Source organism: Rathayibacter sp. Leaf296, assembly GCF_001423045.1.
GTDB lineage: Bacteria > Actinomycetota > Actinomycetes > Actinomycetales > Microbacteriaceae > Rathayibacter > Rathayibacter caricis.
In genome coordinates this window covers 605,743-628,609 of the sequence record NZ_LMNR01000002.1, presented here as the reverse complement: position 1 = coordinate 628,609, position 22,867 = coordinate 605,743, and the positions used below count along the sequence as shown (strand labels likewise).

The following is a 22,867-nucleotide window of genomic DNA, read 5'->3' as shown; positions in this document are numbered from 1 at the left end:
CAAGCGCTTTCGCAGATGCGGTGCCACTGTGGCCGATCGTCCGCGACTCGTCAAGAACTGCAGCTTTTAAGGACGGGTGCTCTTGACCGGGACGCGGCCCTCGGTGATGCTGTCCGCAAGTGCGAAACCGCTTGAACACGATTCTCGATGAGGAGAACCCCATGCACCTTCTTCCCCCGGGCCGGAGACTCCGTCTCCTGGCCGGACTCGCCGCGGCCGTCGTCGCCGTCCCCCTGCTCCAGGCGGTGAGCGCCGCACCGGCGTCCGCTCTGGAGTACGCGCCCACCCCCGTCGTCCTCAGCGACTTCAAGGACCCCGCCCAGTGGCGCACGGCCGTCTCGGGCGGCGCCTCCGCCACCTTCACCATCGATCCGTCCGTGGCCGTCACCGGCGACAGCTCCGGACGTCTGGACGCGTCGATCCCGACGGGCACCGTCGAGGTCTACACCGACGTGACTCCGGTCGACGCCGCGGCCTTCGAGGTCTCGATGCGCTCGAGCGACGTCGACACCGTCGCGGTGCGCCTGACCGATTCCACGGGCCAGGTGCACCAGCAGCTGGCCGAGCTGGACACCGCCGCGCCCGGGTGGCAGACGGTCCGCCTCGAGGACTTCGACTCCGGACCCGGATACGTGTCGTGGGGAGGAGCCGACGACGACGTCTGGCACGGCCCGATCACCCGGGTCGGCTTCGTGATCGACCCGTACGGCCTGCTCGACGGGGCGACGACCGGCACCATCCGGTTCGACGCCGCGCACGCGCTGCTCCCGATCCCGGCGCTCGGGATCGTGCCGAGCACCGTCGGGAACGCCTTCGACGCGGGGGAGCCGGTCGCACTCGGCTTCGTGACCACGGCGCAGTCGCTCTCCTGGACGGTCCGGGACGCGGACGGGACCGAGGTCGAGTCCGGATCCGGATCGGCGGCCTCGCTCGACGGCTCGATCCCGCTCGGCACGACGACCCCGGGCTGGTACCAGGTCGACATCACCGCGATCGACGCCGACGGCACCGAGCACACCGGCGGCACCGACTTCTCGATCACCGAGCCCTTCGACTTCACGGGCTCCGACGAGAACCGTCTCGCCGCCTCCTCCCACTTCGGCGGAGCGTGGCCTCTGGACTCCGCGCCGCTGCTCGCCCGGGCCGGGTTCTCCGCCTCGCGCGACGAGGCGCAGTGGGCCGCCACCGAGACCGTGCCCGGGCAGTTCGTCTGGCAGGAGCAGGTGAACGCGTACCAGGCGGAGCTCGAATCGCTCGAGGTCGACCAGGTGCAGATCCTCGACTACGGCAACCAGCTCTACTTCCCGGACGAGGCGCCGAGCACCCCCGCCGACCGGCAGGCCTTCGCGCGCTACGCCCTGGCCTCGGTCGACAAGTTCGGCACCGATGACACTGTCTACGAGGTCTGGAACGAGTGGAACTGGCGCGACCTCGACGGCGCCGCCGGCGGCTCCGCGAGCCAGTACGTCGAGCTGCTCAAGGTGGTGGACGAGGTCGTCCGCGCCGAGCACCCCGACGTCACTCTGATCGGCCCGGCCCTCGCTCCCATGAACGACTGGGTCGGCTGGTTCCGCGAGTTCGCCGAGCTCGGCGGACTGGAGTACGTCGACGCCGTGTCGACGCACCCCTACACGTTCCCGACGGCTCCGGAGGGATCCGACCGCTTCGAGGGCCACATCGACACCCTGCAGGGGATCATGGCGGAGTTCGGCCAGGTGAGGCCGCTGTACCTCACCGAGTCCGGCTGGCCGACCGGGCAGAACCCGCAGTCGGTCAGTGAGTCCGCGCAGGCGCGGTACCTCACCCGCGCGCAGCTCCTCGCCCTCGCCGACGGAGTCGAGCAGTTCACGATCTACGACTTCGTGAACGACGGACTCGACCCGCTCGAGATCGAGCAGAACTTCGGCATCGTGCGCAACTGGGCCGACCCCCGCGGCGCCTACGCCCCCAAGCCCGCCTACGTCAGCAACGCGGTCCTCGCCCGGCAGATCCACGACCGTCCGGTGGAGCGCACGGAGGACCTCGGCGCAGGGCTGCACGACGTCGTGCTCGACGCCGGCTCCGGCGACGAGGTGCACGCCGTGTGGTCCTCGGCTGCGGCGAGCGTGCTCGCTTTCGACACCGCGGGCCCGGTGACGGTGACCGATCTCTACGGAGCGCGGACCACCCTCTCGCCCGACACGGCCGGTCGCGTCTACACGTCCGTCGGTCAGGATCCGGTCTACGTCGAGGGCCCGATCGCGGGCGTCGCGACGAGCAGTGCGTTCCAGCTCGCGGTGGACGCGGAGATCGCGGGCGACCCCGCGACCGGATCCGTCTCCGTCGACCCGTCGGCGGGCGCTCCCGCCGCCGACTTCGAGGTCGAGGCGGGAGGCGCGACGACGACCGGATCCGCCGAGGACGGCACGGGCAGCGCTCCCGTCGCCTACCCCGCCCAGGGCTCGGTGGGCGATCGCCGGTACTCGGCGACGGTCTCGATCGGCGGCAGCGCCGTGGCACTCCTCTCGACGAGCGGAGTCGCCACCTCGCCGCTGACCCTCACGGGCGGTCATGCGCTCGCCGCCGACGGATCGGAGGCGCTGCGCCTGCGCGTGACGAACTCCTCGACGCGTGCAGTCACCGTGGACGGCATCGACTGGGCCGCCGGCGAGGCGTCCGGCACGGTGCTGGCCGGCGCGGTCGTCCCGGTCGGCGGCACCGCGTCCGCCGACGTCCCTGTCGCGGTCGTGGAGCCCCTGGACTGGACAGCGACTCTGCGCCGGGGAGAGGCTCTGCCCCAGCGGTCGTCGGGGGAGCTCCTGCCCCTCGTCGATCCCACCGCGGCGACCGCCCATCCGGTCGTCCTGGACGGCGTGGTCGACTCCGCCCTCGAGAGCCTCGCCGCCGAGGACTTCCTCGCCGAGGGATCCCCGCCGCCCACCGGCTGGAGCGGCCCGGCGGACCTCTCGGGATCGGCCTGGATCACGCACGACGCCGAGAACGTCTACCTCACCGCCCGCATCACCGACGACGTGCACGCTCAGCCCGCGACGGGCGGCGACACCTGGCAGGGCGACGGCGTGCAGTGGGGGATCACCGCCGGCGCCACCGGGGAGAGCACACGGGTCACCGAGCTCGGTGCCGCACTGACGGCGGGCGGGACGGTGGACGTCCACCGCTGGTCGCCCACGGACGTCTCCTCTGTCCCCGAGGGGATGGTCGCCGAGGTGCGGAGGGACGAGGCCGCGAAGACCACGACGTACGAGATCGCGGTGCCGTGGACGACCCTCCGCGTCGATCCGGGCACCCGCCTGCTCGCCACGACGATCGCCGTGAACGAGAACGACGGCGCCGGTCGCGCCGGCTGGCTCAGCTGGGGCCTCGGAGTCGCGGAGTCGAAGAACGCCGCGCTCTTCCGCACGGTGACCCTCGAGCCCGCCGCGCCGGAGCCCGCTCCGACCGTGGACGTGGCCGTCACGACCCGCACCTTCTGCCTCGGGAAGAAGCCCCGGCTCGCCGTGACCGCGACCAACCACGAGGCCGCAGCGGTGTCCCTCCGCTATTCCACGCCGATCGGCGACCGGAGCACGACGTCGCTGCGTCCCGGCAAGGCGACCGCGGTGGTCCTCACGGCGCCGAAGAAGCCCCTCGCCGCCGGCGTCGTCGCCGTCACCGCCCGCACGACCCGGGACGGAGTCGCCGTGACCCAGCGGATCGACGTCCCCTACCGAGCGGTCACCTGCCGCTGAACCGCTGACGAGGAGCCCCGTCCCGGGAGGGGCGGGGCTCCTCGTCGCCCTTCCCTCCACCCCCACCACGACAGGAGCCGCATGCCCCCCGAGATGATGACCACCACCGCCCCCGGCGCCGCGACCGCGACCGCCCCCGATGAGCCGGTCCGACTGGAGTGGGGCACCGGCGCCTTCACCCTCGTCCTGGTCGCCGACGGAGGCCCCGTCCGGATCGCCGCCTTCGACGCCGGGACCGCCCCCGCCGAGCTGCCCGCCTCCGCCGCCCTCGTCGAGGTCTTCCACGCCGGGGACGCGCACGGGCGGACCAACCTCGCCTGGCAGACGTCCGCCGTCGGCGAGCGGATGCGCCTGGTCGCGCACACGATCTCGCCCGACCGCCTGACCGTCACGGTCCGCGATCCCGACTCCGGCCTCGAGGCCGAGTGGACGGCGACGACCTGGCCCGGCGTCCCCGGATTCCGGGCGGTGACGACGGTCCGCAACGGGGGTGACGCCGCAGTCCGCCTCGAGGCGGTGACCTCGCTGTCGGCCTCGCTCGTCAGCGCCTCCGACCGCGCGTCGCTCGACCTGCACTGGGCCCGCAACGAATGGCTCGCCGAGTACCGCTGGACCAGCGAGCCGGTGGCGGAGCGGCTCCTCATGGACATCGACCGGGATCTGCACGGGCAGGATCCGCGGGGCCGGCTCGCGATCACGGGGCGCGGCAGCTGGTCGACGGGAGAGTTCCTGCCGCAGGGCGTGCTGCACGACCGCGAGGGAGGCAGGGCCGTCGCCTGGCAGGTCGAGAGCTCCGGCGCCTGGTCGTGGGAGGTGACCGAGCGCTTCGGAGCGATCGGCGTGGCGCTCACCGGTCCGACCGACCACGAGTCGTCCTGGAGCGTCGTCCTGCGGCCGGGAGAGGAGTTCACCTCCGTCCCGGCGGCCCTGGTGGTCAGTGCGGACGGAGTGGACGGCGCGTTCGCCGCGCTCACCCGCTACCGCCGCGCGCTGCGCCGCCCGCATCCCTCCTCCGCGACCCTGCCCGTCGTCTACAACACGTGGATGAACACGGTCGGCCCGCACGTGTCGGAGGAGGTGCTGCTCCCGCTCATCGACGCCGCGGCGGAGGCGGGCGTCGAGGTGTTCTGCATCGACGCCGGCTGGTACGACAACCGCGGCGACGAGCACGACAACCTCGGCGAGTGGCGGGAGTCGCGCGACCGGTTCGAGCACGGACTGGCCGCGGTGATCGACCGGATCCACGAGCGCGGGATGATCTCGGGACTCTGGCTCGAGCCCGAGGTCGTCGGAATCGGCACCGCACCCGCGCGGGAGCTGCCCGACTCCGCGTTCTTCTCCCGCGGCGGCGTGCGCCTGAAGGACTGGGGCCGCTACCACCTCGATCTGCGGCACCCCGCGGCCCGCTCGGCCCTCGACGCCGACCTCGACGCCCTGATCCGGCGCTACGGGATCGGCTACACCAAGCTCGACTACAACGCCGACATCGGCAGCGGCACCGACGTCGGCGGCGTCTCCGCGGGAGCGGGAGCACTCGAGCACCAGCGCGCGCTGCACGACTGGCTCGAGGGGGTGCTCGAGCGCCATCCCGACTTCGTCATCGAGAGCTGCAGCTCGGGCGCGATGCGCACCGACTACGGCCTGCTGCAGCACTCGCAGCTGCAGTCCACGTCCGATCAGCAGAGCGAGCTGCACTCCGTCCCGATCGCCGCGGCGAGCCCGAGCGCGATCGTGCCCGAGCAGGCGGCGAACTGGGCGTACCCGCAGCCGGAGATGTCCGAGGAGCGCTCGATCCTCGCGCTCAGCAACGGCCTCCTGACCCGGCTGTACCTGTCCGGCTGGCTGGACCGGATGAGCCCGCAGCAGAGACGGACCGTGGCGGAGGCGGTCGCGGCGCACCGGGCGATCCGGCACGAGATCGCCGGTTCGCTCCCGCACTGGCCGCTCGGCCTCCCGGCGTGGACCGACGAGTGGATCGCGCTCGCCGTCGGCGACCTGGTGACGGTCTGGCACCGGGGCGGGAACGGCGGTTCCGTCGCGCTCCCGTGGCCGGCCGCGAGCACCGTCGAGGAGGTCTTCCCCGTGGGACGTCCGGGGTGGAGCGCGCAGTGGTCGGACGGCGCGCTGCACCTCGAGTCGCGCGTCGGGGAGCCGAGCGCGCGGACCTACCGGCTCTCGGCCACGAGGTAGCTCGGACTGGCGACCGGGGTCGGGCGCCCGAGGGGACTCGGGCGCCCGTCGACCCCGAGCCGGAACGAGGCGACACCGCTCGAGCGGAGGTTCGCCACGTGGAGGAGGGGGCCGTCGACGACGAGGTGACGCGGTCCCGACCCGTTCGACGGCACCCAGCCCACCGCGCGCGGCGCACCCCCGGCCGGGAGCTCGACGACGGCGATCCGGTCGCTGCCCCGCAGTGCCGTGTAGAGGAACCGCCCTCCCGCACCCAGCGCCAGCCCGGCGGCGTGGTCGCCCGGCTCCGCCCCCGGCAGCGGGACGACGGCCGTCACCACGCCGTCCTCGAGCACGAGGAGCTCGCAGGACAGCTCTCCGAGGACGAGCAGGGCTCCGCCGGGGTGCCGGAGGAGGTCGCGCGGACCGGTGCCGGCGGGCAGGCGCACGGAGCCGGTCCGGCTCACGTCGATCCCGGACCGCTCGTGGACGTGCACCCGGTCGGCGCCGAGGTCGAGGGAGAGCATGGTCGCCGCGTCGAGCGGGAGCACGGCGTGCGCGTGCGGTCCGTCCTGCCCTGGGCCGGGCCCCGAGCCCTCGCCGGGGAGCACCTGCCGAAGCCGGCCGTCCGCCACGATCCCGAGCGCGCCGTCGCCGTAGTCCGCCACGGCGAGCACCGGACCCCAGCGGGCGAGAGCGCACGGGGCGGTTCCGCCCGAGGACGCGCTCCAGAGCGGACGCAGTCCACCGCGCGGACCGCGGGAGAAGGCGTCGACCGTCCCCCGACCCTCCGCCACCGCGACCACGGCCTCGCCGTCGACGAGCAGGAAGGAGGGGGAGGGCGTCTCCACGAGGAGCGCCTCCACCGCCAGGGTGCCGTCCGGCTCCGTGCGCAGCCGCACGATGCCGCGGGAGTCCCCGCCGCCGTCGGGTCCGTAGCCGCCGACGAGCCAGGAGCGGCTCGGGGTCGTCATCGCCCTCACTCCGCCATCAGGCGCGCGAGCGCGTCGACCTCCGCAGGGTCCTCGAGGGCGGAGCCGAGCGCGACTCCGGCGGCGCCCGCCGCCAGGAAGCCGGGCGCCGACCGGGCCGAGAGGCCGCCCGACGCGAACAGCCGGACGCCGGGGAAAGGACCTCGCATCGCGCCGAACCAGTCCGTGCCGAGCGCCGACGCGGGGAACACCTTCACCCATGTGCAGCCGAGGCCCACGGCCCGCTGGATCTCGCTCGCGGTCGCCACTCCGGCCAGGTGGGGGATCCCGAGCTCGACGCTCCGGCGCACCACCGCCGCGTCCAGCCCGGGGGCGACCGTGTAGGCCACGCCGAGGCCGGCGCACAGGTCGACCTGCTCGACGGTGGTGATCGTGCCGGCGCCGACCCCGACGCCCCGCTCCGCGGCCGTGCGCAGTGCGGCCTCGAGCGAGGGGATCGCGTCCGGCGTCTGGAGGGGCACCTCGATCAGGGACACCCCGAGGTCGAGCGCGACGCCGGTCAGGGCGACGGTGTCGGCCACCGTCCGGTTGCGCAGCACCGCCATGACGCGACGGCCGCCGAAGAAGGCGTCACCGCCGGACGGGTCGACGGGAGGGAGGGCGGGTGCGGTCATCGGGTCTCCAGAGGGATGCGGTCGGAGGGGCCGCCGCCTCGAGCGAGGTCGGCGACGAGGTCGGGGTCGAGCCGGCGCGGGAGGTCGCCGACCGTGCGGAGGGCGGATCCGGCCATGCGGTGCCCGGCGGTCAGGGCGCGTCTTGCGCCGGCGCCGGCGAGCAGCGCCGCCAGGAATCCCGCCGCGAAGGCGTCGCCCGCCCCGGTCGCCTCGACGACCTCCACGCGCGGCGCGGGGACGGAGACGACCGTGTCGACTCCCGCCGTGCGGACGAAGGCGGTCGCCTCGACGTCGGCGTCCTTGACGACGAGGAGGCGCGGTCGGGCGAGGAGCGCTCGGATCGCCGCCGCATCCGCCGTCCCCCAGAGCTCCTCGGCCTCGTCGCGGCCGACCAGCACGAGATCCGCGGCGTCGGCGAGGTGACGGAGCCGGTCCGCGGCGGTCGCACGGTCCGGCCAGAGGGCCGGGCGGTGGTTCACGTCGAAGGCGACCAGGCGGCCGGGTCGGGGCGGCAGGTCGACGAGCAGTCCGACGAGCGCGTCGGCGGAGGGGGAGATCGCCGCGGTGATCCCGCTGAGGTGGATCACCCGGCGCTCGTCCACGCGCAGCCGGCCCTGATCATCCGGCGCCATCGCCGAGGCCGCCGATCCGCGCCGGTAGTAGTGCACGCGCGTGCCGCCTCCGCTCGGGTCCTTCAGGTACAGGCCGGTCGGGGCGTCCTGATCGGTCACGACCGCCGAGCAGTCGATGCCGCGGCCGACGAGCTCTGCGAGGACGCGCGCGCCGAGGGGATCGGCGCCGACCCGCGACCACCACTCGACCTCGACTCCGAGCGCGGCGAGCCCCGCCGCGACATTCGCCTCCGCTCCTGCGACGTGCAGCGAGACGGAGGCGGTTCCGGCGAGGCCGGCGCCGTCCGTCGGCACCCCGAGCACCATCGCCTCGCCGACGCAGAGCACCTCGGCCGCGGCGCCGGTGGTCATCGCCGCCCCCGTCGTCGGCTCGGAGATCGTCGTGTCGCGGTCCGGGAGTTCAAGCGCTTTCGCATGGTGCCACAGTCTGGAGGTGGGGGTGGGAGCTGTCAACGGCGGGCCCGGGCGAGCCGCGGCTATGCTCGGGACATGAGCAAGAACGCGACAGTGCGCCTCAGTGACGTCGCGTCCGTCGCGGGGGTCTCCCTGTCGACCGCGTCGAAAGCGCTGAACGGGAGCACCCGCATCTCGGCCGAGACGCGTCGCCGGGTCAAGGAGGCGGCCGATCGGCTCGACTTCCGCCCCAACGCCCTGGCCCTCTCCTTCGTCTCGGGCCGCAGCCGGACCATCGGACTGCTGACGCACCGGGCGGCCAACACCTTCACCCGCCCGGTCGTCATCGGCGCGGTGCTGGCTCTGGGCGAGCAGCAGCAGGCGGTCCTGATGCTCGACGGCGACGTCGGCGCGCACCGCGCGATGGGGGAGAGCATCCGGCAGCTCCGCGACCGGCGCATCGACGGGGTCCTGGTGATCGGCGACGGTCACGAGCACATCTCGCCGTCGCTCACCCACCACTTCGACGTCCCCGTCGCCTACGCGTTCACCGCCTCGGACAGCGCCGAGGACGTCGTGTACCTGCCCGACAACCTCGGGGCGGGGCGGCTCGCGGCGCAGCACCTCCTCGACACGGGCCGTCGCCGGATCGCGCACATCACCGCCGAGCCGGGCAGCCTGGCCGTGCAGCTGCGCGAGAAGGGCTTCCGCGAGGTCCTCTCCGCGGCGGGCCTCGAGCCCGCCGGCCCCGTGCGCTACGGCGCCTGGTCGAGGGAGTGGGGTGCGTCGGCGATGGCGGCGCTCCTCGAGTCGGACGAGCGCCCGGACGCCGTGTTCTGCGGCAACGACCACATCGCGCTCGGGGCGCTCGACGTGTGCACCGCGCGCGGCATCGGCGTCCCCGGCGACCTCGCGTTGATCGGAGTCGACAACTGGGAGGGCGTCGTCGTCGATCAGGACGTGCGGCGGGTCACGACGATCGACCTCGAGCTGATGACGCTGGGTCGCGAGGCCGCTGCCAGCCTTCTCGGCCCGGCCGGGGAGCCCGGCGAGCACACCGTCCCGGCGACCCTGGTCCTCGGCCCCTCCACCTGACGTCCCGAGCGGACGGGAGCACTCGAAGCTCCCTTCCGACGGCACTCGCCGCTCCCGTCGGGCGGCACTCGCCGCTCGCCCCCGACGGCATCCGCCGGCACGCTCCTGTTGACACCCGAGCGCCCGTGTGCTTCTCTACGTGTGAAAACAGTTTCGCACGGACGGCAAGGGAGCCCACGTGGATCACAGCACCCCCCGCTCAGGGATCGCGCCCGGCAGCCGCGTGCTCGTCACCGGCGCCGACGGCCGCATCGGCCGCGCCCTGACCGAGCAGCTGCTGCAGTCGGGCTTCGCGGTCACGGCGCTCTCCCGGATCTGGTCGGCCCCGAGCCCGGCCGACCGCGTCCTCGCCGGCGACGCGGGGGACGAGTCGCTCGTCGCCGACGCGCTCTCGGGGGTCGCGGCGGTGGCGCACCTCGCGGCGATCCCCCACCCGAGCATCGACACCCCGCGGGCCGTCTTCGTCGGCAACACCGCCGCCACGTTCACCGTGCTCGACCAGGCGGGGGAGGCGGGGCTCGAGCGAGCCGTGATCGCGAGCTCGATCAACGCGTTCGGCGTGCCGATGAACCACCACGACGTCGCTCCCGCCTACTACCCGCTCGACGAGCAGTCGCCGGTCGCCCACGACGACGCCTACTCCCTCTCGAAGTGGGTCGACGAGCAGTCGGCGCGCTGGGCGCACAGCCGCTACGGCATCGACGTCGTCGCCCTCCGGCTGCCCCTGGTCCGCGATCTCGACACCGTCCGCGTCTTCGCGGCGGAGGCGGAGCGCGACCCGTCCGAGTTCGCCCGGCTCTCCCGAGAAGGATGGGCCTACCTCGACCTCGCCGACGCCGTCGACGCCTTCCTCCGCGCCCTCACCGCTCCGCTCTCGGGCGCGCACACGCTCCTGGTCGCGGCGTCCGACACGCTCTCGCGCGAGGGCACGGAGGACCTCCTCGACCGCTACGCGCCGTCCGTCCCCCGCCTCCGCCGCTTCGAGGGCGGCGAGGGACTCGTCGACACGTCGAACGCCCGCCGGGTCCTCGGCTGGTCGCCCGCGGGATCGATCCACGAGCCCGCAGCGGTCTCCGCAGGAGAGACGGCATGACCGCGACGGCGGAGATCCTCGCCGCCTCCGCAGGAGAGACGGCATGACCGCGACGGCGGAGATCCTCGCCGCCTCCGACCCGACCCGCCACGCCTTCGCCCCGCCGTGGGAGGCTCCCGACGACGTGCGGATCACCGGCGTCCGCGCCGTCGTCACCGCACCCGAGGGGATCCCGCTCGTCGTGGTCAAGGTGACGACGTCGGACGACGGCCTGCACGGCCTCGGCTGCGCGACCTACACCCAGCGCTGGCGATCGGTGGTCGTCTACATCCAGGAGCACCTCGCGCGCCTGGTCGTCGGGCGCTACCCGGGCGACATCGAGGACCTCGGGCGGCTCGCCCGCTTCGCTCCGTACTGGCGCGAGGGGCCGATCGGCAACAACGCCCTCTCAGGACTCGACGAGGCCCTGTGGGACATCGCGGGCAAGCGCGCAGGACGTCCCGTCCACGAGCTGCTCGGCGGCAGGGTCCGCGCGGCGGCCGACACCTATCTCCACGCGGGCGGCCGCACCGTCGAGGAGACGCTCGATCAGGCCGAGGAGCTGCGCGACGCCGGGCTCCGCCACATCCGGCTCCAGGTCGGGCAGTCGGGGCGCGGGCACTACGGCACCCCGCCGACGAGCACCGTCACCGACCCCACCGCGCCCTACCCCGAGGGCTGGCGCGTCGGCGAGTACCTGCGGCGCACTCCTGAGCTCTTCGCCGCCGCCCGCGACCGGCTCGGCGACGACATCGAGCTGCTCCACGACGCCCACTCCCGGCTCACCCCCAAGCAGGCGGTGGTGCTGGCCCGGGCGCTCGAGCCCCACCGGCTCTTCTTCCTCGAGGACGTCCTCGCTCCCGAGCACTGGGACCGCCTCCCCGAGGTGCGCGCCGCGTCGCCCGTCCCCCTGGCCGTCGGCGAGCTGGCCACGTCCTTCACCGACGCGGCCCGACTGGTCCTGGGCGGGGGAGTGGACTACATCCGCTCGCACGTCTCGGACATCGGAGGCGTCACCGCCGCCCGCAAGATCGCCGTCGCGGCCGAGCTGACCGGCGTGCGGACCGCCTGGCACGGGCCGGGCGACACCTCGCCGATCGGCGCCGCGGCGAACGTCGCCCTCGACGTGTCGAGCGCGGCGTTCGGGATCCAGGAGGGCCACGTGTACCCGGAGTCGGTGCACGAGGTGTTCCCGGGCACGCTCCGCATCCGCGACGGCTGGCTGCGGCCCAACGAAGCGCCCGGGTGGGGGATCGAGCTCGACGAGGTCGCCGCCGCCCGGTACCCGGCCGGCCTCTCGTCCCACGACGCGTGGGCCGCCGGAGTCCGAGGGCTCGACGGCGCGCTGCTCGCCCCGTGACTCCGCCTCCGCTCACCACCCCGACCACCACCCGAATCCTGTCCAGCACGAAGAAGTACTGAGGAGACCCCACCATGAAGACCTTCCGTCGACTCGCCCCAGCGGCTCTCGCCGTCGCGGGCCTGATGCTCATCACCGGCTGCAGCACCGGCTCGGACGAGTCCGCCGACGGCTCCGTCACGATCGTCGTGAACGGCAAGCCCACCGGCGAGCGGCCCGAGGAGCTGGCCGCGTTCGAGCGCAACGTCGCCGCCTTCGAGAAGGCCCACCCGACCGTCACCGTCGAGGGCGACGAGTCGCAGTTCGATCCGTCCACGTTCCAGGCCCTGCTCGCCGGCGGTCAGCTGCCGACCCTCTACTACGTGCCCTTCACCGAGATGCAGGGGCTGATCGAGCGCCAGCAGGTCGCCGACATCAGCGACGCCCTCGCCGAGAACGACGTGCTCTCGTCGATCAACCCGGCGATCATGGAGGTCGTGCAGGACGACTCCGGGGCGGCCTTCGGCGTTCCGACGATCGCCTACAGCATGGGTCTGCTCTACAACCGCGGCCTCTTCGAGCAGGCCGGTCTCGATCCGGACGCGCCCCCGCAGGACTGGGACGAGGTCCGCGAGGCCGCCGCCGCGATCTCGGAGGCGACCGATGCCCAGGGCTTCGCCACCATGACGGCCGAGAACACCGGCGGCTGGATCCTGACGACCACGTCGTACGGCATGGGCGGGACCCTCGTCTCGGAGGACGGGGCGACGGCCACGATCGACAACGACGCGACCCGCGAGGTCCTCGAGCGCTACCGGGAGATGCGGTGGGAGGACGACTCGATGGGCTCCAACTTCCTGCTCGGCTACGGTGACGCGATGAACGCGTTCGCCGCGGGCTCGATCGGCATGTTCGTGCAGGGCGCCGACGCCTACAACCCCGTCGTCATCAACAGCGGCATGCCCTCGGAGGACTTCGGCCTCGCTCCGCTCCCGCAGGGCCCGGGCGGCATCGGGACGCTGGGAGGAGGGACCGCGGCGATCATCGATCCCGCCGCCACCCCCGCCGAGACGCAGGCGGCGCTCGACTGGATCGAGTTCGTCACCTACGACCGGTTCACGAGCGAGGAGGCGGCTCTCAGTGCCGCCGACGCCGCGGTCGCGGACGGGCTGGCCGTCGGAGCACCGGCGCTCCCGCTGCTGGACGCGGAGGCGGACGCCCGCTACCTCGAGTGGATCGCCGACGAGATCAACGTGCCCCGCGAGAACTACACGGGCTACTTCGAGACCGCCGAGACCCTGCCGCTCGTCCCCGAGCCGGCGACGAAGGCCCAGGAGATCTACGCGCTGCTCGACTCGGTGGTCCAGGCGGCGCTCACCCGCGAGGACGCCGACATCGACAGCCTCCTCGAGGAGGCCGACGCCTCCGCTCAGGCGATCCTCGACGCGGCCTGACGCCGCCCCACCTCGTCCGCCGCGTCCTCACCCCCTGGGGCGCGGCGGGCCCCTCCCGACTCGAAGGCGAGTGACCATGACCAGCGTGATGACGCAGACAGAGCCGGCGGCGCGGATCCCGTCCGCGCGGGACGGCGACCCGGGGCGGCGACGACCGGCGCCCAGGCGCAGGATCGGGCCCGTCGCCTGGGTCAGGGGCGGGGGGCTCTCGGTTCTCGTCTTCTTCCTCCCGATGCTCCTGTGCTTCGGGTTCTTCTCCTGGTGGCCGATCCTCCGCTCGCTCCCGCTGAGTCTGCAGAAGACCAACTTCCTGTCGGCGGAGTGGGTGGGCCTGGACAACTTCGCGCGGGTGCTGCAGGACCCCCTGCTCGCGACCGCGACGGCGAACACCGTCCTGTTCACGGTCCTCGGGCTCGCGATCGGATTCCCGGTGCCGATCCTGCTGGCCGTGTTCATCGCGGAGCTGCGCCGGGCGAGGTCGATCGCCTCGGTGCTCGTCTACCTGCCGGTGATCTTCCCTCCGGTGGCTGGCGCCCTGCTCTTCAAGACCTTCTACGACCCGTCCGAGAACGGTCTGCTCAACCGGATCCTCGGTGCCGTCGGCATCGCTCCGCTGAGCTGGCTCAACGACGGCGACCTCGCGATCCCCGCGATCGTCGTGCAGATGACCTGGGCGTCGTTCGGGACGGCGACGATCATCTACCTCGCCACCCTCATGAGCATCCAGACCGACCTCTACGAGGCGGCCGAGTCGGACGGGGCCGGGATCCTCCGCCGCTTCTGGCACATCACGCTGCCGCAGATGCGCGGGGTGATCCTCGTGCTGCTGCTCCTGCAGGTCATCGCGACCTTTCAGGTCTTCACCGAGCCGTACATCATGACCGGGGGCGGACCCGAGAACCGCTCGGTGACGATCCTGATGATGATCTACCGCTACGCGTTCGTGTCCGGGGACTACGGGCGAGCGACGGCGCTGAGCCTCCTGCTCGCCGTGGCGCTCGGACTCCTCTCCGCCCTCTACCTCTGGCTCACCCGCCGTTGGAGCACCTCGTGACCGCCGCCCCGCCCCTCCTGTCCGCACTCCGCCGCCGTCGCAGCGAGCCCGAGACCGAGCGGAGCATCATCTCGCCGCTCGACCGCCGGAAGCGCTCCGTGCGGATCGCCGTCTCGCTCGTCGGCGCCCTGCTGCTCGTCGTGCTGGCGATCGCGAGCGCCGGTCCGATCCTGTGGCTCTTCAAGGCGGCGACGTCCACCTCGACCGAGACGCTCTCGGACTCCCTCGCGCTGTGGCCCTCGGGTCTGCACGGCGAGAACTTCGCCTCGGTCTGGACCCAGGTGGAGTTCGGGACCTACTTCCTCAACACCCTGTGGGTGATGGGCGGGTCGCTGTTCTTCGGGATCCTCGTGGCGACCACCGGCGGCTACGGACTCGCGGTGCTCAAGCCGCGGTACGCGAAGGCGGTCTCGGCGGCGGTCCTCGCGACGCTCTTCATCCCGGGCGTGATCTCGTTGGTGTCGTTGTACCTGACCGTCGTCGATCTGCCGATCTTCGGGGTCAACCTCCTCAACACCTTCTGGGCCGTCTGGCTGCCGTCGGCGGCGAGCGCCGTGAACGTGCTCCTGATGCAGCGGTTCTTCGCGGCGATCCCGCCCGAGATGTTCGAGGCGGCCCGGATCGACGGGGCCGGCCCGTTCCGCGTCTTCACCGCCATCGTCCTGCCGATGTCGCGCCCGATCCTCGGAGTCGTCAGCCTGCTCACCCTCGTCGCCGCCTACAAGGAGTTCCTCTGGCCGATGCTGGTGCTGCCGAGGCCGCAGGACCAGCCGATCTCGGTGGTCCTGCCGCGGCTGGAGGGGCAGATCGAGTACTCGCAGTTCCTCGCGGCCCTGTTCATCTCGGTGGTGCTGCCCGTCGTGCTGTTCCTCCTGTTCCAGAAGCAGTTCCTCAAGGCGGCGGGCAACGCGGGGGCGCTGAAGGGGTGACGGCACGCGGGGAGTCACCCCCGGCGCGAGCGGACGCCGTCGCTCAGAAGAGGGCGCGACCGAGTCGGACGAGGTACTCGCCGTCGACGGCGTCCCCGGCGGCGCGACGCTCGTCGAGGACGGCGATCATCAGGTCCCGCCGGCGCGGCGCCGAGTCGGCATCGGCGGCGGCGAGGGCGCGCGACAGCTCGGCGGGGTCCAGGTCGGTGCAGTAGGCGGGGGAGCCGGGCTGCTGGCGCCACGATTCCCGCAGCGGGCCGGCGTCGAGCCCCGTGAACCCGGTCTCCTCGACGAGGCGCCGCCCGATCGCGCCCTCCGTCGGGTCGTCCGCGGCGACGGGGATCGCGAGGCGCTGCGGATCGCCTGCTCCGGTGGCCCGGTCGCGGAACGACTGCGAGGTGATGGCGTTCCACGCCTTCACGACGCGGCGATCCAGGATCTCGCAGACGCGGACGCTCTCCGGCACCTCGCCGTCCAGTCCGGCGATGACTCCGTCGCGGTGCGGGAAGTAGTTCGACGTGTCGATGAGCACGGCGGAGTCCGCCGCGGTCCGCACGACCGGTGCCACGTCGGGGAGTCGGCCGAAGGGGACCGAGACGATCAGCACCTCCGCACCCTCCGGAGCGGCTGCGACGTCGACGGCTCGCGCTCCGGTGCTCAGGGCCTCGGGATCGACGGTCCGCGGGCCGCGCGAGTTGGCGATGGCCACCTCGTGTCCGGCGGCCGCCAGTCGTCGTCCGAGCGTCGCGCCGATCGTGCCGGCGCCGATGATCCCGATCCTCATCGAGGGTCCTCTCCGGTCGGTGGTGCGTGAGCGACTCCGTCCGCGCAGAGCCTCGCCGGGCGGCCGGTGCTGCCGGCCGCCCGATCGCGTCGTGCCCTAGTGGACCGCGTACCCTCCGTCGATCACGAGCTCCTCGCCCGTGACGAAGCGCGACTCCTCGGAGGCCAGGTAGAGGATCCCGTAGGCGATGTCGGAGGCCTCGCCGATGTGCGGCGGCAGGATCGAGTTGACCGGGTCGGCCGCCTGCTCCTTCGTGATGCCGTAGTTCTTGATGAGGTTCGTGTAGATCGGCCCGGGGTGGACCGAGTTCACGCGGATGCCGTCGGCGGCGAAGTAGTTGGCGGCGTGCTTGGTGAGGGACCGCACGGCGCCCTTCGAGGCGGAGTAGGCGGCGCCGCCGCCGTCCGCCGGGCCCGAGATGATGGCCGCGAGGGACGAGACGTTCACGATCGAGCCTCCGCCGGCCGACTGCAGGACGGGGATCACCGTCTTCATCCCGAGCCAGGTGCCCGTCGCGTTGATCGCGAGGACCCTGTTCCACTCGTCGAGCCCAGTCTCGAGGATGCCCCGGGGGAGCGCGATCCCCGCGTTGTTCACCAGGACGTCGATCGTGCCGAAGGCGGCGACGGCGTCGTCGACCACCCGCGTCCAGTCCTCGGGCGAGCTCACGTCGAGCGGGCGGGCGATCGCCTCGACCCCCTCGCCGGAGATCGACTCGAGGGCCTCGGCGAGTGCGGGCTCCGAGACGTCGGTGAGGACGACCCGCGCCCCTTCCGCCGCGAAGAGCTGCGCGGTGCCGAGTCCGATTCCGCTGGCGGCTCCGGTGATGAGGGCGACCTTGCCTGTGAGACGTGCCATGTCGTGAGTCCTTCCTGAACGAGGGGCGATGGCCGCGGGTCCGGCGGGCCCTCGGTCCGGTGCGTCGAGTCTCTTGACAGAGCGGAGACGCTCTCCGTATCGTCCTTGCAAGAGGAGACTATCTCCACTTAGCGCCGAGGTCCACCGCCCGGACCGCGGCGGAGAGAGGACATCGGCATGGACAGACGGATGCTCATCGGACTGCATCTCGGCAACGGCTACGGCAACCTGCCGGGCGCCTGGCGCGACCCCGCCACCGACCCTCGGAGCTACACGAGCTTCGACGCGAAGGTGCGCCACGCTCAGGCGGCGGAGCGCGGCAAGCTGCAGTTCCTCTTCCTGCCCGACGGGCCGACCCACGTCGGCGACATCGCGAACGAGCCGCCGAACTTCAACCTCGACGTCATGGTGACCCTGGCGGCGGTGGCGCGGGAGACGAGCAGGATCGGCCTGGTCGCGACCGGCTCGACCACCTTCACCGAGCCGTTCAACCTCGCCCGGCAGTTCAAGGCGCTCGACGTCCTGAGTCACGGACGCACCGGCTGGAACGCCGTCACCTCCAGCGGCGAGGACGTGGCGGCGAACTACGGCGCCCGGATCCCCTCCGGCCCCGAGCGCTACGGACGGGCGCACGAGACCGTGCAGCTGATCCAGGCGCTCTGGGGGAGCTGGGGCGTGGACGCCTGGGTGCACGACCAGGAGACCGGGCAGTACGCCCGCCCCGAGCAGATCGCCCCGATCAACCTGGGCGGCGAGTACGTCGCCTCCCGCGGGCCTCTGTACATCCCGCCGTCCGAGCAGGGCCAGCCCGTCGTCTTCCACGCGGGAGGCAGCGCCAATGCGCACGAGTTCGCCGGTCGCTGGGCGAGCGCGGTGATCGGAGTCGCCTTCACCATCGACGACGCACGCGCGCAGCGCGCGGCCTTCCGCGAGGCGGCGGAGCGCGCCGGGAGGGATCCGGACGACATCCGGTTCTTCGCCGGCCTGATGACGTCCCTCGCGAGCGACGAGCGCGAAGGGCTGGACCGCCGGATCGCCCTGAGTGGCCGGACCTTCCCTCAGCGCGCGTCCTACCTCGGCCGCATGCTCGGTCTGCACCTCGACGCGTCGCAGCTGGACCAGCCGCTCACGCGCGACCAGCTCCTGCAGGCGCGGCCCTCGCCCGGCGACCCGCGCTCGACCCGTGCGCTCGAGGTCGCCCGCGAGGGCTGGACGCTGCGCGACATCCTCGCCCACGGTGTCATCGACTACCACCCGGTCGTCGTCGGACCGCCCGTCGCCGCCGCCGACCACATGCAGGAGTGGTTCGAGGCCGAGGCCGTCGACGGCTTCTGGGTCTCTCCGGACGTCTACGAAGGCGGAGTCGACGCGTTCGTCGACGGGGTCGTGCCGATCCTCCAGGAGCGCGGGCTCTTCCACCGCGACTACGAGGGGTCCACGCTGCGCGAGCACCTGGGCGCCCGACCGCAGTACGGGGTCGATCCGCGGGTCGCGAGATAATCGGAACAGCCGATCGGGACCGGCACCGAGGCGCTGGTCCCGATCGGCGGCGTCGACCGCCGGGCTCATTCGCCCGCGAGCCGGCCTCCGTCGACCGGGAGGGCGATGCCCGAGACCGTCCTCGACTCCTCCGAGCAGAGCCGGACGCCTGCCGCCGCCTGATCGCGGGGGTCGACGAGCGCGCGCATCGGGATCGACTGCAGGATGCTCTCCTTGAACTCCGGCGTGTTCTGCTCGAACGCGTTCATCATCATCGGAGTCGCCGTCGATCCGGGCGCGAGTGCGTCGACGCGGATCCCGTGCCGCCCGCAGTCCATGGCGGCGTTCCGGGTCGGGCCCACCACTCCGAACTTCGACGCGTTGTCAGGGGCGTTGTCGACGACGCCGACCAGGCCGGAGGCACGCAGGGTGCGAGCCTCGCGGGCGTGCTCGGCGTCCCCCACGTCACGACCGGGGAGCTCCTGCGCGAGGAGGTCGCCCGGGGCGCGGCGCTCGGACTCGAGGTCGCCGACGTCCTCGCCTCGGGCGGCTACGTCGACGACGCGCTGATGACGGAGCTCCTGCGCGACCGTCTCGGCGCAGCAGGGGGGTCCGAGGGGTTCGTGCTCGACGGCTACCCGAGGACGACGGCGCAGGTCGGTCCTTCCGACGGGATGCTCGGGGCGCGCGGCGCCGCGATCGACGCCGTCGTCCTGCTCGAGGTGGACGAGGCCGTCCTGCTGGCCCGGCTCGCAGGGCGTCGGAGGGGCCGGGACGACGACCGGCCCCAGGTCGTCCGCGAGCGCCTCCGGCGGTACGCGGCGGCGGAGCGTTCCCCGTCGGCCTCGTGGCGGAGGCGGTCGCCGAGGCGGCCCGGGCGCATCGGCACTCCGTTGCGACGCACGTCGTACTGCTGCGCTGAGGACGCTCGCCGGGCGTCCGACCGCCGGTCGGTCGGTCGTGGCTGTCGGCGGTCGCCGACTCGTATCCGCGTGCCGTCTTCCCGACGTCAGGAGACCGCCGTCACGCCGGCGGGTCGGCCGAGAACCTCCACCAGGAGGTCGGTGAAGCGCTCGGCGTCGGCGTCGAGTGCGAGGAACGTGCCGCTGCCGAGGGCCGAGGGGCCGGCGGCGGTCACGAGCGTCTGTCCGAAGGAGCGGTAGCCGGACGTCTCCACCTGGATGGAGCACGGCTGGAGGGTGAGCACGTCGGGGTCGAGGAGGTAGGCGACGCAGAGCGCGTCGTGCACCGGCGCCGCGTCGGGCACGGGGAGGTGCTGCGTGGCCGCGTAGCCCTGGATCCGGTGGTCGAGGAGCTGCGCGACGCTGCGGGCGTGGGGCTGCCGAGTGGCCTCCAGGCGAGCGACGTCGGCGCGGCTGACGAGGGCGCGGTGAGTGGCGTCCAGGCCGACCATCACCAGTCGGCGGAATCCGGCGTGGAAGACCACGTCGGCGGCGTAGGGGTCGTGCCAGATGTTCGCCTCCGCGACAGGGGTGACGTTCCCCGACGCCCGAGCACCGCCCATCATGACCACTTCGTCGATGCTGTCGACGATGCGGGGATCGATGGTGATCGCGGCGGCGATGTTGGTCAGCGGCGCCAGAGGGACGAGTGTGACGGGGTCGGTGACCGCGCGCAGAGTCTCGACCAGCCACTCGACGGCATGGGCGCCCGTCTCGGGGCGATCGGTGGAGGGGACGGGGAACTCGGCCGGGTGGACCGCCTTGCGAGTGTCCTCGAGGTGCTCGGCGAAGAGGAACGGGACGGGTACGAACGGCGAGGCGGAACCGCGGTGCACGGGAACGTCGGCACGCTGCACGTGGTCAAGCACCCTCAGTGTGTTGCTCGTCGTCGTCACGACGTCGTGATTGCCCCAGACGGTCGTGCACCCCAGCAGGGACAAGGACGGCGCGAGCGCGGCCATCATGACGGCGATGGCGTCGTCGCTCCCGGTGTCGACGTCGAGGATCACGGTACGTGGCGGCATGAGGTTCTCCTTCTTCAGCGGGGGTTCAGTCGACCGGCGCTGCGTGCTCGCGCAGCAGGTCGGCCCAGGTGGGGTACGACGGCTGCGCTCCGCTGATGGTCGCCGCTCGGGCCGCGACCATCGCGGCGATCCGAGCGCTGGCGACGAGCGTCCAGCCCGACGACAGGCCCGCCAGCAGAGCGCCGAGGAACGCGTCCCCGCACCCGGTGGTGTCGACGGCGTCGACCTCGACCGACGGCACGCGGGTGGTCGTGATGCCGCCCGAGGAGGTGCGCTGCACCACGTCCGCGCCGTCGGGCCCGCGGGTGACGACGAGGGCCTCGAGCCCGGCGAGCTCATCGGTCCGCAGGGCGCGTGCCGCGTCGGTGCTGTCGCCGACGACCGCCTGCAACTCGTGCTGATTGACGACGAGCACGCTCACGCAGTCGGCGAGCTCAGCGGTGAGCGGTCGCACCGGTGAGGGGTTCAGCACGACGATCGCCCCGGCGTCGCGAGCGATGCGTGCCGCAGTGGTCAAGGGTGCGTCGGCGACCTCGAAGGATAGGCCGACGGCTTGAGCGGAGCGCAGGGACTCAGCGTGTGCCGAGACGTGGGTGCTGTCCAGGGCGCGATTGGCGCCTCCGACGACCAGGATCCGATTCTCTCCGCCGGGCTCGACGAGGATGACCGCGACGCCGCTGTCCACTCCCTGGAGCGTCGTGACGCCCGAGACGTCGACACCGGCGGCGAGAGCGGCGTCCATCAGGGCGCGGCCGTTCTCGTCCGAACCCACCGCGCCGATCAGGCTCACCGTCGCGCCGAGGCGCGCCGCGGCGACGGCCTGATTGGCGGATTTACCTCCGGGAGCCCGATGGAGCGCGGTGGCGTACACGGTCCGTCCCGCCTGCGGCACCTCGTCCGTGGTGAGGAGGAGATCGGCGTTGAGAGAGCCGACCGCGACGACCCGACCGTGAGGACGAGGCCGGTCGACGGGGACCGTCCCGGTCTGCAAGCCCGTGGACTCTCGATCGGCACTGGTCATCAGGTCGGCTCCCTCGTGGTGGTCGTGCTGGTCCGCGGCGCCGATCGACTTCCACGGCCTCGGCGGTGATCAAGGTGTGCGCAATCGATTGCGCACAGTGAGGACGACACTACGCACGAGGAGCACGGAGGTCAATCGCCGCGTCGCGCGCCACTGCCGACACTCGACGGACCCGCTCTGGGACGCGACGCCCGCGCGCTCAGCGGTGGGTGGGAGTCGTGGACTCTCTGATCACGAGCCGAGGCGGGAGGAGCACGGCTTCCGGCTCGGCGCCCACGCCGTGGATCCGCGCGGTGAGCATGTCGACCGCCGTCCGGGCCAGGAGCTCCAGGGGCTGTGCGATCGAGGTCACCGACGGGTGCATCAGCTCGGCGAACCGGGTGTCGTCGAACCCGGTGACGAGGACGTCGTCGGGCACCGCGGCACCGCGTCTTCGCAGCTCCTTCAGGGCGCCGAGCGCGATCAGGTCGTCGCCGCAGATGATCGCCTCGGGAAGCTCCGTCGGCACCGCCCGCACGCCCTCCGCCCCGGTGTCCGACTCGAAGCTGTGGCGGTGGACCGACTCGATGCGCACACCGAGCTCGTCCGCGGCGGTGATCGCCGCGGCATGGCGTTCGCGCCCGGTCATCGTGGCGTCGTCGGAGCCGATGTAGGCCGCACTCCTCACGCCTCGGGAGTGCAGGTGCTCGAGCACGAGTCGCATCGCGGCCGTGTTGTCGACTCCGACGGAATCCGCGATGTCGGCGCTGACCCGGCGGTCCACCTGGACGGTCGGCACTGCGGACTCCGCCTCGATCAGGGCCTGCTCGGATCCTTCCGCGAACGCCGGCACGAGGAGCAGGCCGTCGACGCGGCGCGCGAGCAGCATCCGCAGGCGAGCGAGCTCGGTGCCGGTGTCGGCGTGGGAGTCGGAGATGAGGAGCTGGTACCCGTCCTCCTGCAGGGCGGCTTCGACAGCGTGGACGAGGGTGGCGTAGAAGGGATTGTGGAGGCCGGGGAGGATCATGCCGATGGACGCGGAGCTGCCTCGACGCAGGGCCTGGCCGAGGAGATTCGGCTGGTAGCCGAGTCGGAGCGCTGCACCCCTCACACGATCCACCGTGGCGGGCGCCACTCGGCCTGTTCCGGTCATCGCTCGAGAGGCGGTTCCGAGCGACACGCCCGCCGCGACTGCCACGTCCTGCAGTGTCACGGCCCTCGTCATGCTGCTCCTGATCGTGGTTCGCCGCGCGCTCATCGGAGAGCTCGAGGCGGCGACCAGTCTGAC

General features: G+C 72.7%; 18 protein-coding genes and 1 pseudogene. 10 read left to right on the top strand and 9 right to left on the bottom strand.

Features of this window, described 5'->3' with window-relative positions:
- Positions 1-161: 161 nt before the first annotated feature.
- Together ASF46_RS13125 and ASF46_RS13120 are read left to right on the top strand one after the other, a co-directional pair.
- On the top strand, positions 162-3,728 hold the full coding sequence (locus ASF46_RS13125) for a sugar-binding protein (RefSeq protein WP_056867993.1): 3,567 nt from the start codon (positions 162-164) through the stop codon (positions 3,726-3,728).
- A gap of 81 nt (positions 3,729-3,809) precedes the next feature.
- A complete protein-coding gene (locus ASF46_RS13120; RefSeq protein WP_056867992.1) occupies positions 3,810-5,918 on the top strand; it encodes a glycoside hydrolase family 36 protein in 2,109 nt (702 codons plus the stop codon).
- Here ASF46_RS13120 and ASF46_RS13115 read toward each other — a convergent pair.
- From ASF46_RS13115 to ASF46_RS13105, 3 genes are read right to left on the bottom strand one after another with little or no spacing between them, the layout of a single operon-like run.
- Positions 5,894-6,871: a lactonase family protein gene (locus ASF46_RS13115; RefSeq protein ID WP_056867991.1), complete on the bottom strand. Its 978-nt coding sequence runs from the start codon at positions 6,869-6,871 to the stop codon at positions 5,894-5,896. The genes ASF46_RS13120 and ASF46_RS13115 overlap by 25 nt on opposite strands.
- A 5-nt stretch (positions 6,872-6,876) precedes the next feature.
- The gene (locus ASF46_RS13110; RefSeq protein WP_056867990.1) at positions 6,877-7,503 is read right to left on the bottom strand and encodes a bifunctional 4-hydroxy-2-oxoglutarate aldolase/2-dehydro-3-deoxy-phosphogluconate aldolase; all 627 of its coding nucleotides are present in this window, start codon (positions 7,501-7,503) and stop codon (positions 6,877-6,879) included.
- Entirely contained in the window at positions 7,500-8,486 is a 987-nt protein-coding gene (locus tag ASF46_RS13105; protein ID WP_082485484.1) for a sugar kinase, read from the bottom strand. The genes ASF46_RS13110 and ASF46_RS13105 overlap by 4 nt, the downstream gene beginning before the upstream one ends.
- A 138-nt stretch (positions 8,487-8,624) precedes the next feature.
- On the opposite strand from ASF46_RS13105, the gene ASF46_RS13100 reads away from it, so the two are divergent.
- The 6 genes from ASF46_RS13100 (at position 8,625) to ASF46_RS13075 (ending at position 15,471) form a co-directional block, all read left to right on the top strand.
- Positions 8,625-9,623 (top strand): LacI family DNA-binding transcriptional regulator, encoded by a 999-nt coding sequence (locus ASF46_RS13100; RefSeq protein ID WP_056867989.1) that lies wholly within the window; start codon positions 8,625-8,627, stop codon positions 9,621-9,623.
- 178 nt (positions 9,624-9,801) lie between these two features.
- A complete protein-coding gene (locus ASF46_RS13095; protein WP_200919714.1) occupies positions 9,802-10,716 on the top strand; it encodes an NAD-dependent epimerase/dehydratase family protein in 915 nt (304 codons plus the stop codon).
- A gap of 43 nt (positions 10,717-10,759) precedes the next feature.
- On the top strand, positions 10,760-12,055 hold the full coding sequence (locus ASF46_RS13090; protein WP_056867988.1) for an enolase C-terminal domain-like protein: 1,296 nt from the start codon (positions 10,760-10,762) through the stop codon (positions 12,053-12,055).
- A gap of 74 nt (positions 12,056-12,129) precedes the next feature.
- A complete protein-coding gene (locus tag ASF46_RS13085) occupies positions 12,130-13,488 on the top strand; it encodes an ABC transporter substrate-binding protein (protein WP_056867987.1) in 1,359 nt (452 codons plus the stop codon).
- A gap of 232 nt (positions 13,489-13,720) precedes the next feature.
- Entirely contained in the window at positions 13,721-14,542 is an 822-nt protein-coding gene (locus tag ASF46_RS13080) for a carbohydrate ABC transporter permease (RefSeq protein ID WP_235576950.1), read from the top strand.
- On the top strand, positions 14,539-15,471 hold the full coding sequence (locus ASF46_RS13075) for a carbohydrate ABC transporter permease (protein WP_235576949.1): 933 nt from the start codon (positions 14,539-14,541) through the stop codon (positions 15,469-15,471). The genes ASF46_RS13080 and ASF46_RS13075 overlap by 4 nt, the downstream gene beginning before the upstream one ends.
- 43 nt (positions 15,472-15,514) lie before the next feature.
- Here ASF46_RS13075 and ASF46_RS13070 read toward each other — a convergent pair whose 3' ends face one another.
- Both ASF46_RS13070 and ASF46_RS13065 read right to left on the bottom strand, forming a co-directional pair.
- Positions 15,515-16,303 (bottom strand): NADPH-dependent F420 reductase, encoded by a 789-nt coding sequence (locus ASF46_RS13070; RefSeq protein WP_268788656.1) that lies wholly within the window; start codon positions 16,301-16,303, stop codon positions 15,515-15,517.
- A gap of 48 nt (positions 16,304-16,351) precedes the next feature.
- Positions 16,352-17,113 carry an SDR family NAD(P)-dependent oxidoreductase gene (locus ASF46_RS13065; protein ID WP_056867984.1) on the bottom strand — a complete coding sequence of 254 codons (762 nt, stop codon included), beginning with the start codon at positions 17,111-17,113 and terminating at the stop codon, positions 16,352-16,354.
- 177 nt (positions 17,114-17,290) lie between these two features.
- Between ASF46_RS13065 and ASF46_RS13060 the strand changes: the two genes are divergently transcribed.
- Positions 17,291-18,613, top strand: a complete 1,323-nt coding sequence (locus ASF46_RS13060; protein ID WP_056867983.1) for an NtaA/DmoA family FMN-dependent monooxygenase — start codon at positions 17,291-17,293, stop codon at positions 18,611-18,613.
- Between the two features lie 65 nt (positions 18,614-18,678).
- Here ASF46_RS13060 and ASF46_RS13055 read toward each other — a convergent pair whose 3' ends face one another.
- The gene (locus tag ASF46_RS13055) at positions 18,679-19,056 is read right to left on the bottom strand and encodes an SDR family NAD(P)-dependent oxidoreductase (protein WP_056867982.1); all 378 of its coding nucleotides are present in this window, start codon (positions 19,054-19,056) and stop codon (positions 18,679-18,681) included.
- Here ASF46_RS13055 and ASF46_RS19925 point away from each other — a divergent pair.
- Positions 19,039-19,359 (top strand): annotated as a pseudogene (locus ASF46_RS19925) (adenylate kinase family protein); the annotation flags it as partial. The gene ASF46_RS13055 and the pseudogene ASF46_RS19925 overlap by 18 nt on opposite strands.
- Positions 19,360-19,601: 242 nt before the next feature.
- On the opposite strand, the gene ASF46_RS13045 reads toward ASF46_RS19925, so the two are convergent.
- From ASF46_RS13045 to ASF46_RS13035, 3 genes are all read right to left on the bottom strand, one after another.
- A complete protein-coding gene (locus tag ASF46_RS13045; RefSeq protein WP_082485483.1) occupies positions 19,602-20,579 on the bottom strand; it encodes a nucleoside hydrolase in 978 nt (325 codons plus the stop codon).
- 25 nt (positions 20,580-20,604) lie between these two features.
- On the bottom strand, positions 20,605-21,570 hold the full coding sequence (locus ASF46_RS13040; protein WP_056867979.1) for a ribokinase: 966 nt from the start codon (positions 21,568-21,570) through the stop codon (positions 20,605-20,607).
- Positions 21,571-21,799: 229 nt separating this feature from the next.
- Positions 21,800-22,804 (bottom strand): LacI family DNA-binding transcriptional regulator, encoded by a 1,005-nt coding sequence (locus ASF46_RS13035; protein ID WP_162240179.1) that lies wholly within the window; start codon positions 22,802-22,804, stop codon positions 21,800-21,802.
- Between the last annotated feature and the right edge of the window lie 63 nt (positions 22,805-22,867).

What these genes read in the sequence shown, in the direction of transcription:
- ASF46_RS13125 (WP_056867993.1), top strand. Translation starts at nt 162, where the DNA reads ATGCACCTTCTTCCCCCGGGCCGGAGACTCCGTCTCCTGGCCGGACTC.
- ASF46_RS13120 (WP_056867992.1), top strand. Translation starts at nt 3,810, where the DNA reads ATGCCCCCCGAGATGATGACCACCACCGCCCCCGGCGCCGCGACCGCG.
- ASF46_RS13115 (WP_056867991.1), bottom strand. Translation starts at nt 6,871, where the DNA reads ATGACGACCCCGAGCCGCTCCTGGCTCGTCGGCGGCTACGGACCCGAC.
- ASF46_RS13110 (WP_056867990.1), bottom strand. Translation starts at nt 7,503, where the DNA reads ATGACCGCACCCGCCCTCCCTCCCGTCGACCCGTCCGGCGGTGACGCC.
- ASF46_RS13105 (WP_082485484.1), bottom strand. Translation starts at nt 8,486, where the DNA reads ATGACCACCGGCGCCGCGGCCGAGGTGCTCTGCGTCGGCGAGGCGATG.
- ASF46_RS13100 (WP_056867989.1), top strand. Translation starts at nt 8,625, where the DNA reads ATGAGCAAGAACGCGACAGTGCGCCTCAGTGACGTCGCGTCCGTCGCG.
- ASF46_RS13090 (WP_056867988.1), top strand. Translation starts at nt 10,760, where the DNA reads ATGACCGCGACGGCGGAGATCCTCGCCGCCTCCGACCCGACCCGCCAC.
- ASF46_RS13085 (WP_056867987.1), top strand. Translation starts at nt 12,130, where the DNA reads ATGAAGACCTTCCGTCGACTCGCCCCAGCGGCTCTCGCCGTCGCGGGC.
- ASF46_RS13080 (WP_235576950.1), top strand. Translation starts at nt 13,721, where the DNA reads ATGCTCCTGTGCTTCGGGTTCTTCTCCTGGTGGCCGATCCTCCGCTCG.
- ASF46_RS13065 (WP_056867984.1), bottom strand. Translation starts at nt 17,113, where the DNA reads ATGGCACGTCTCACAGGCAAGGTCGCCCTCATCACCGGAGCCGCCAGC.
- ASF46_RS13060 (WP_056867983.1), top strand. Translation starts at nt 17,291, where the DNA reads ATGGACAGACGGATGCTCATCGGACTGCATCTCGGCAACGGCTACGGC.
- ASF46_RS13045 (WP_082485483.1), bottom strand. Translation starts at nt 20,579, where the DNA reads ATGCCGCCACGTACCGTGATCCTCGACGTCGACACCGGGAGCGACGAC.
- ASF46_RS13035 (WP_162240179.1), bottom strand. Translation starts at nt 22,804, where the DNA reads ATGACGAGGGCCGTGACACTGCAGGACGTGGCAGTCGCGGCGGGCGTG.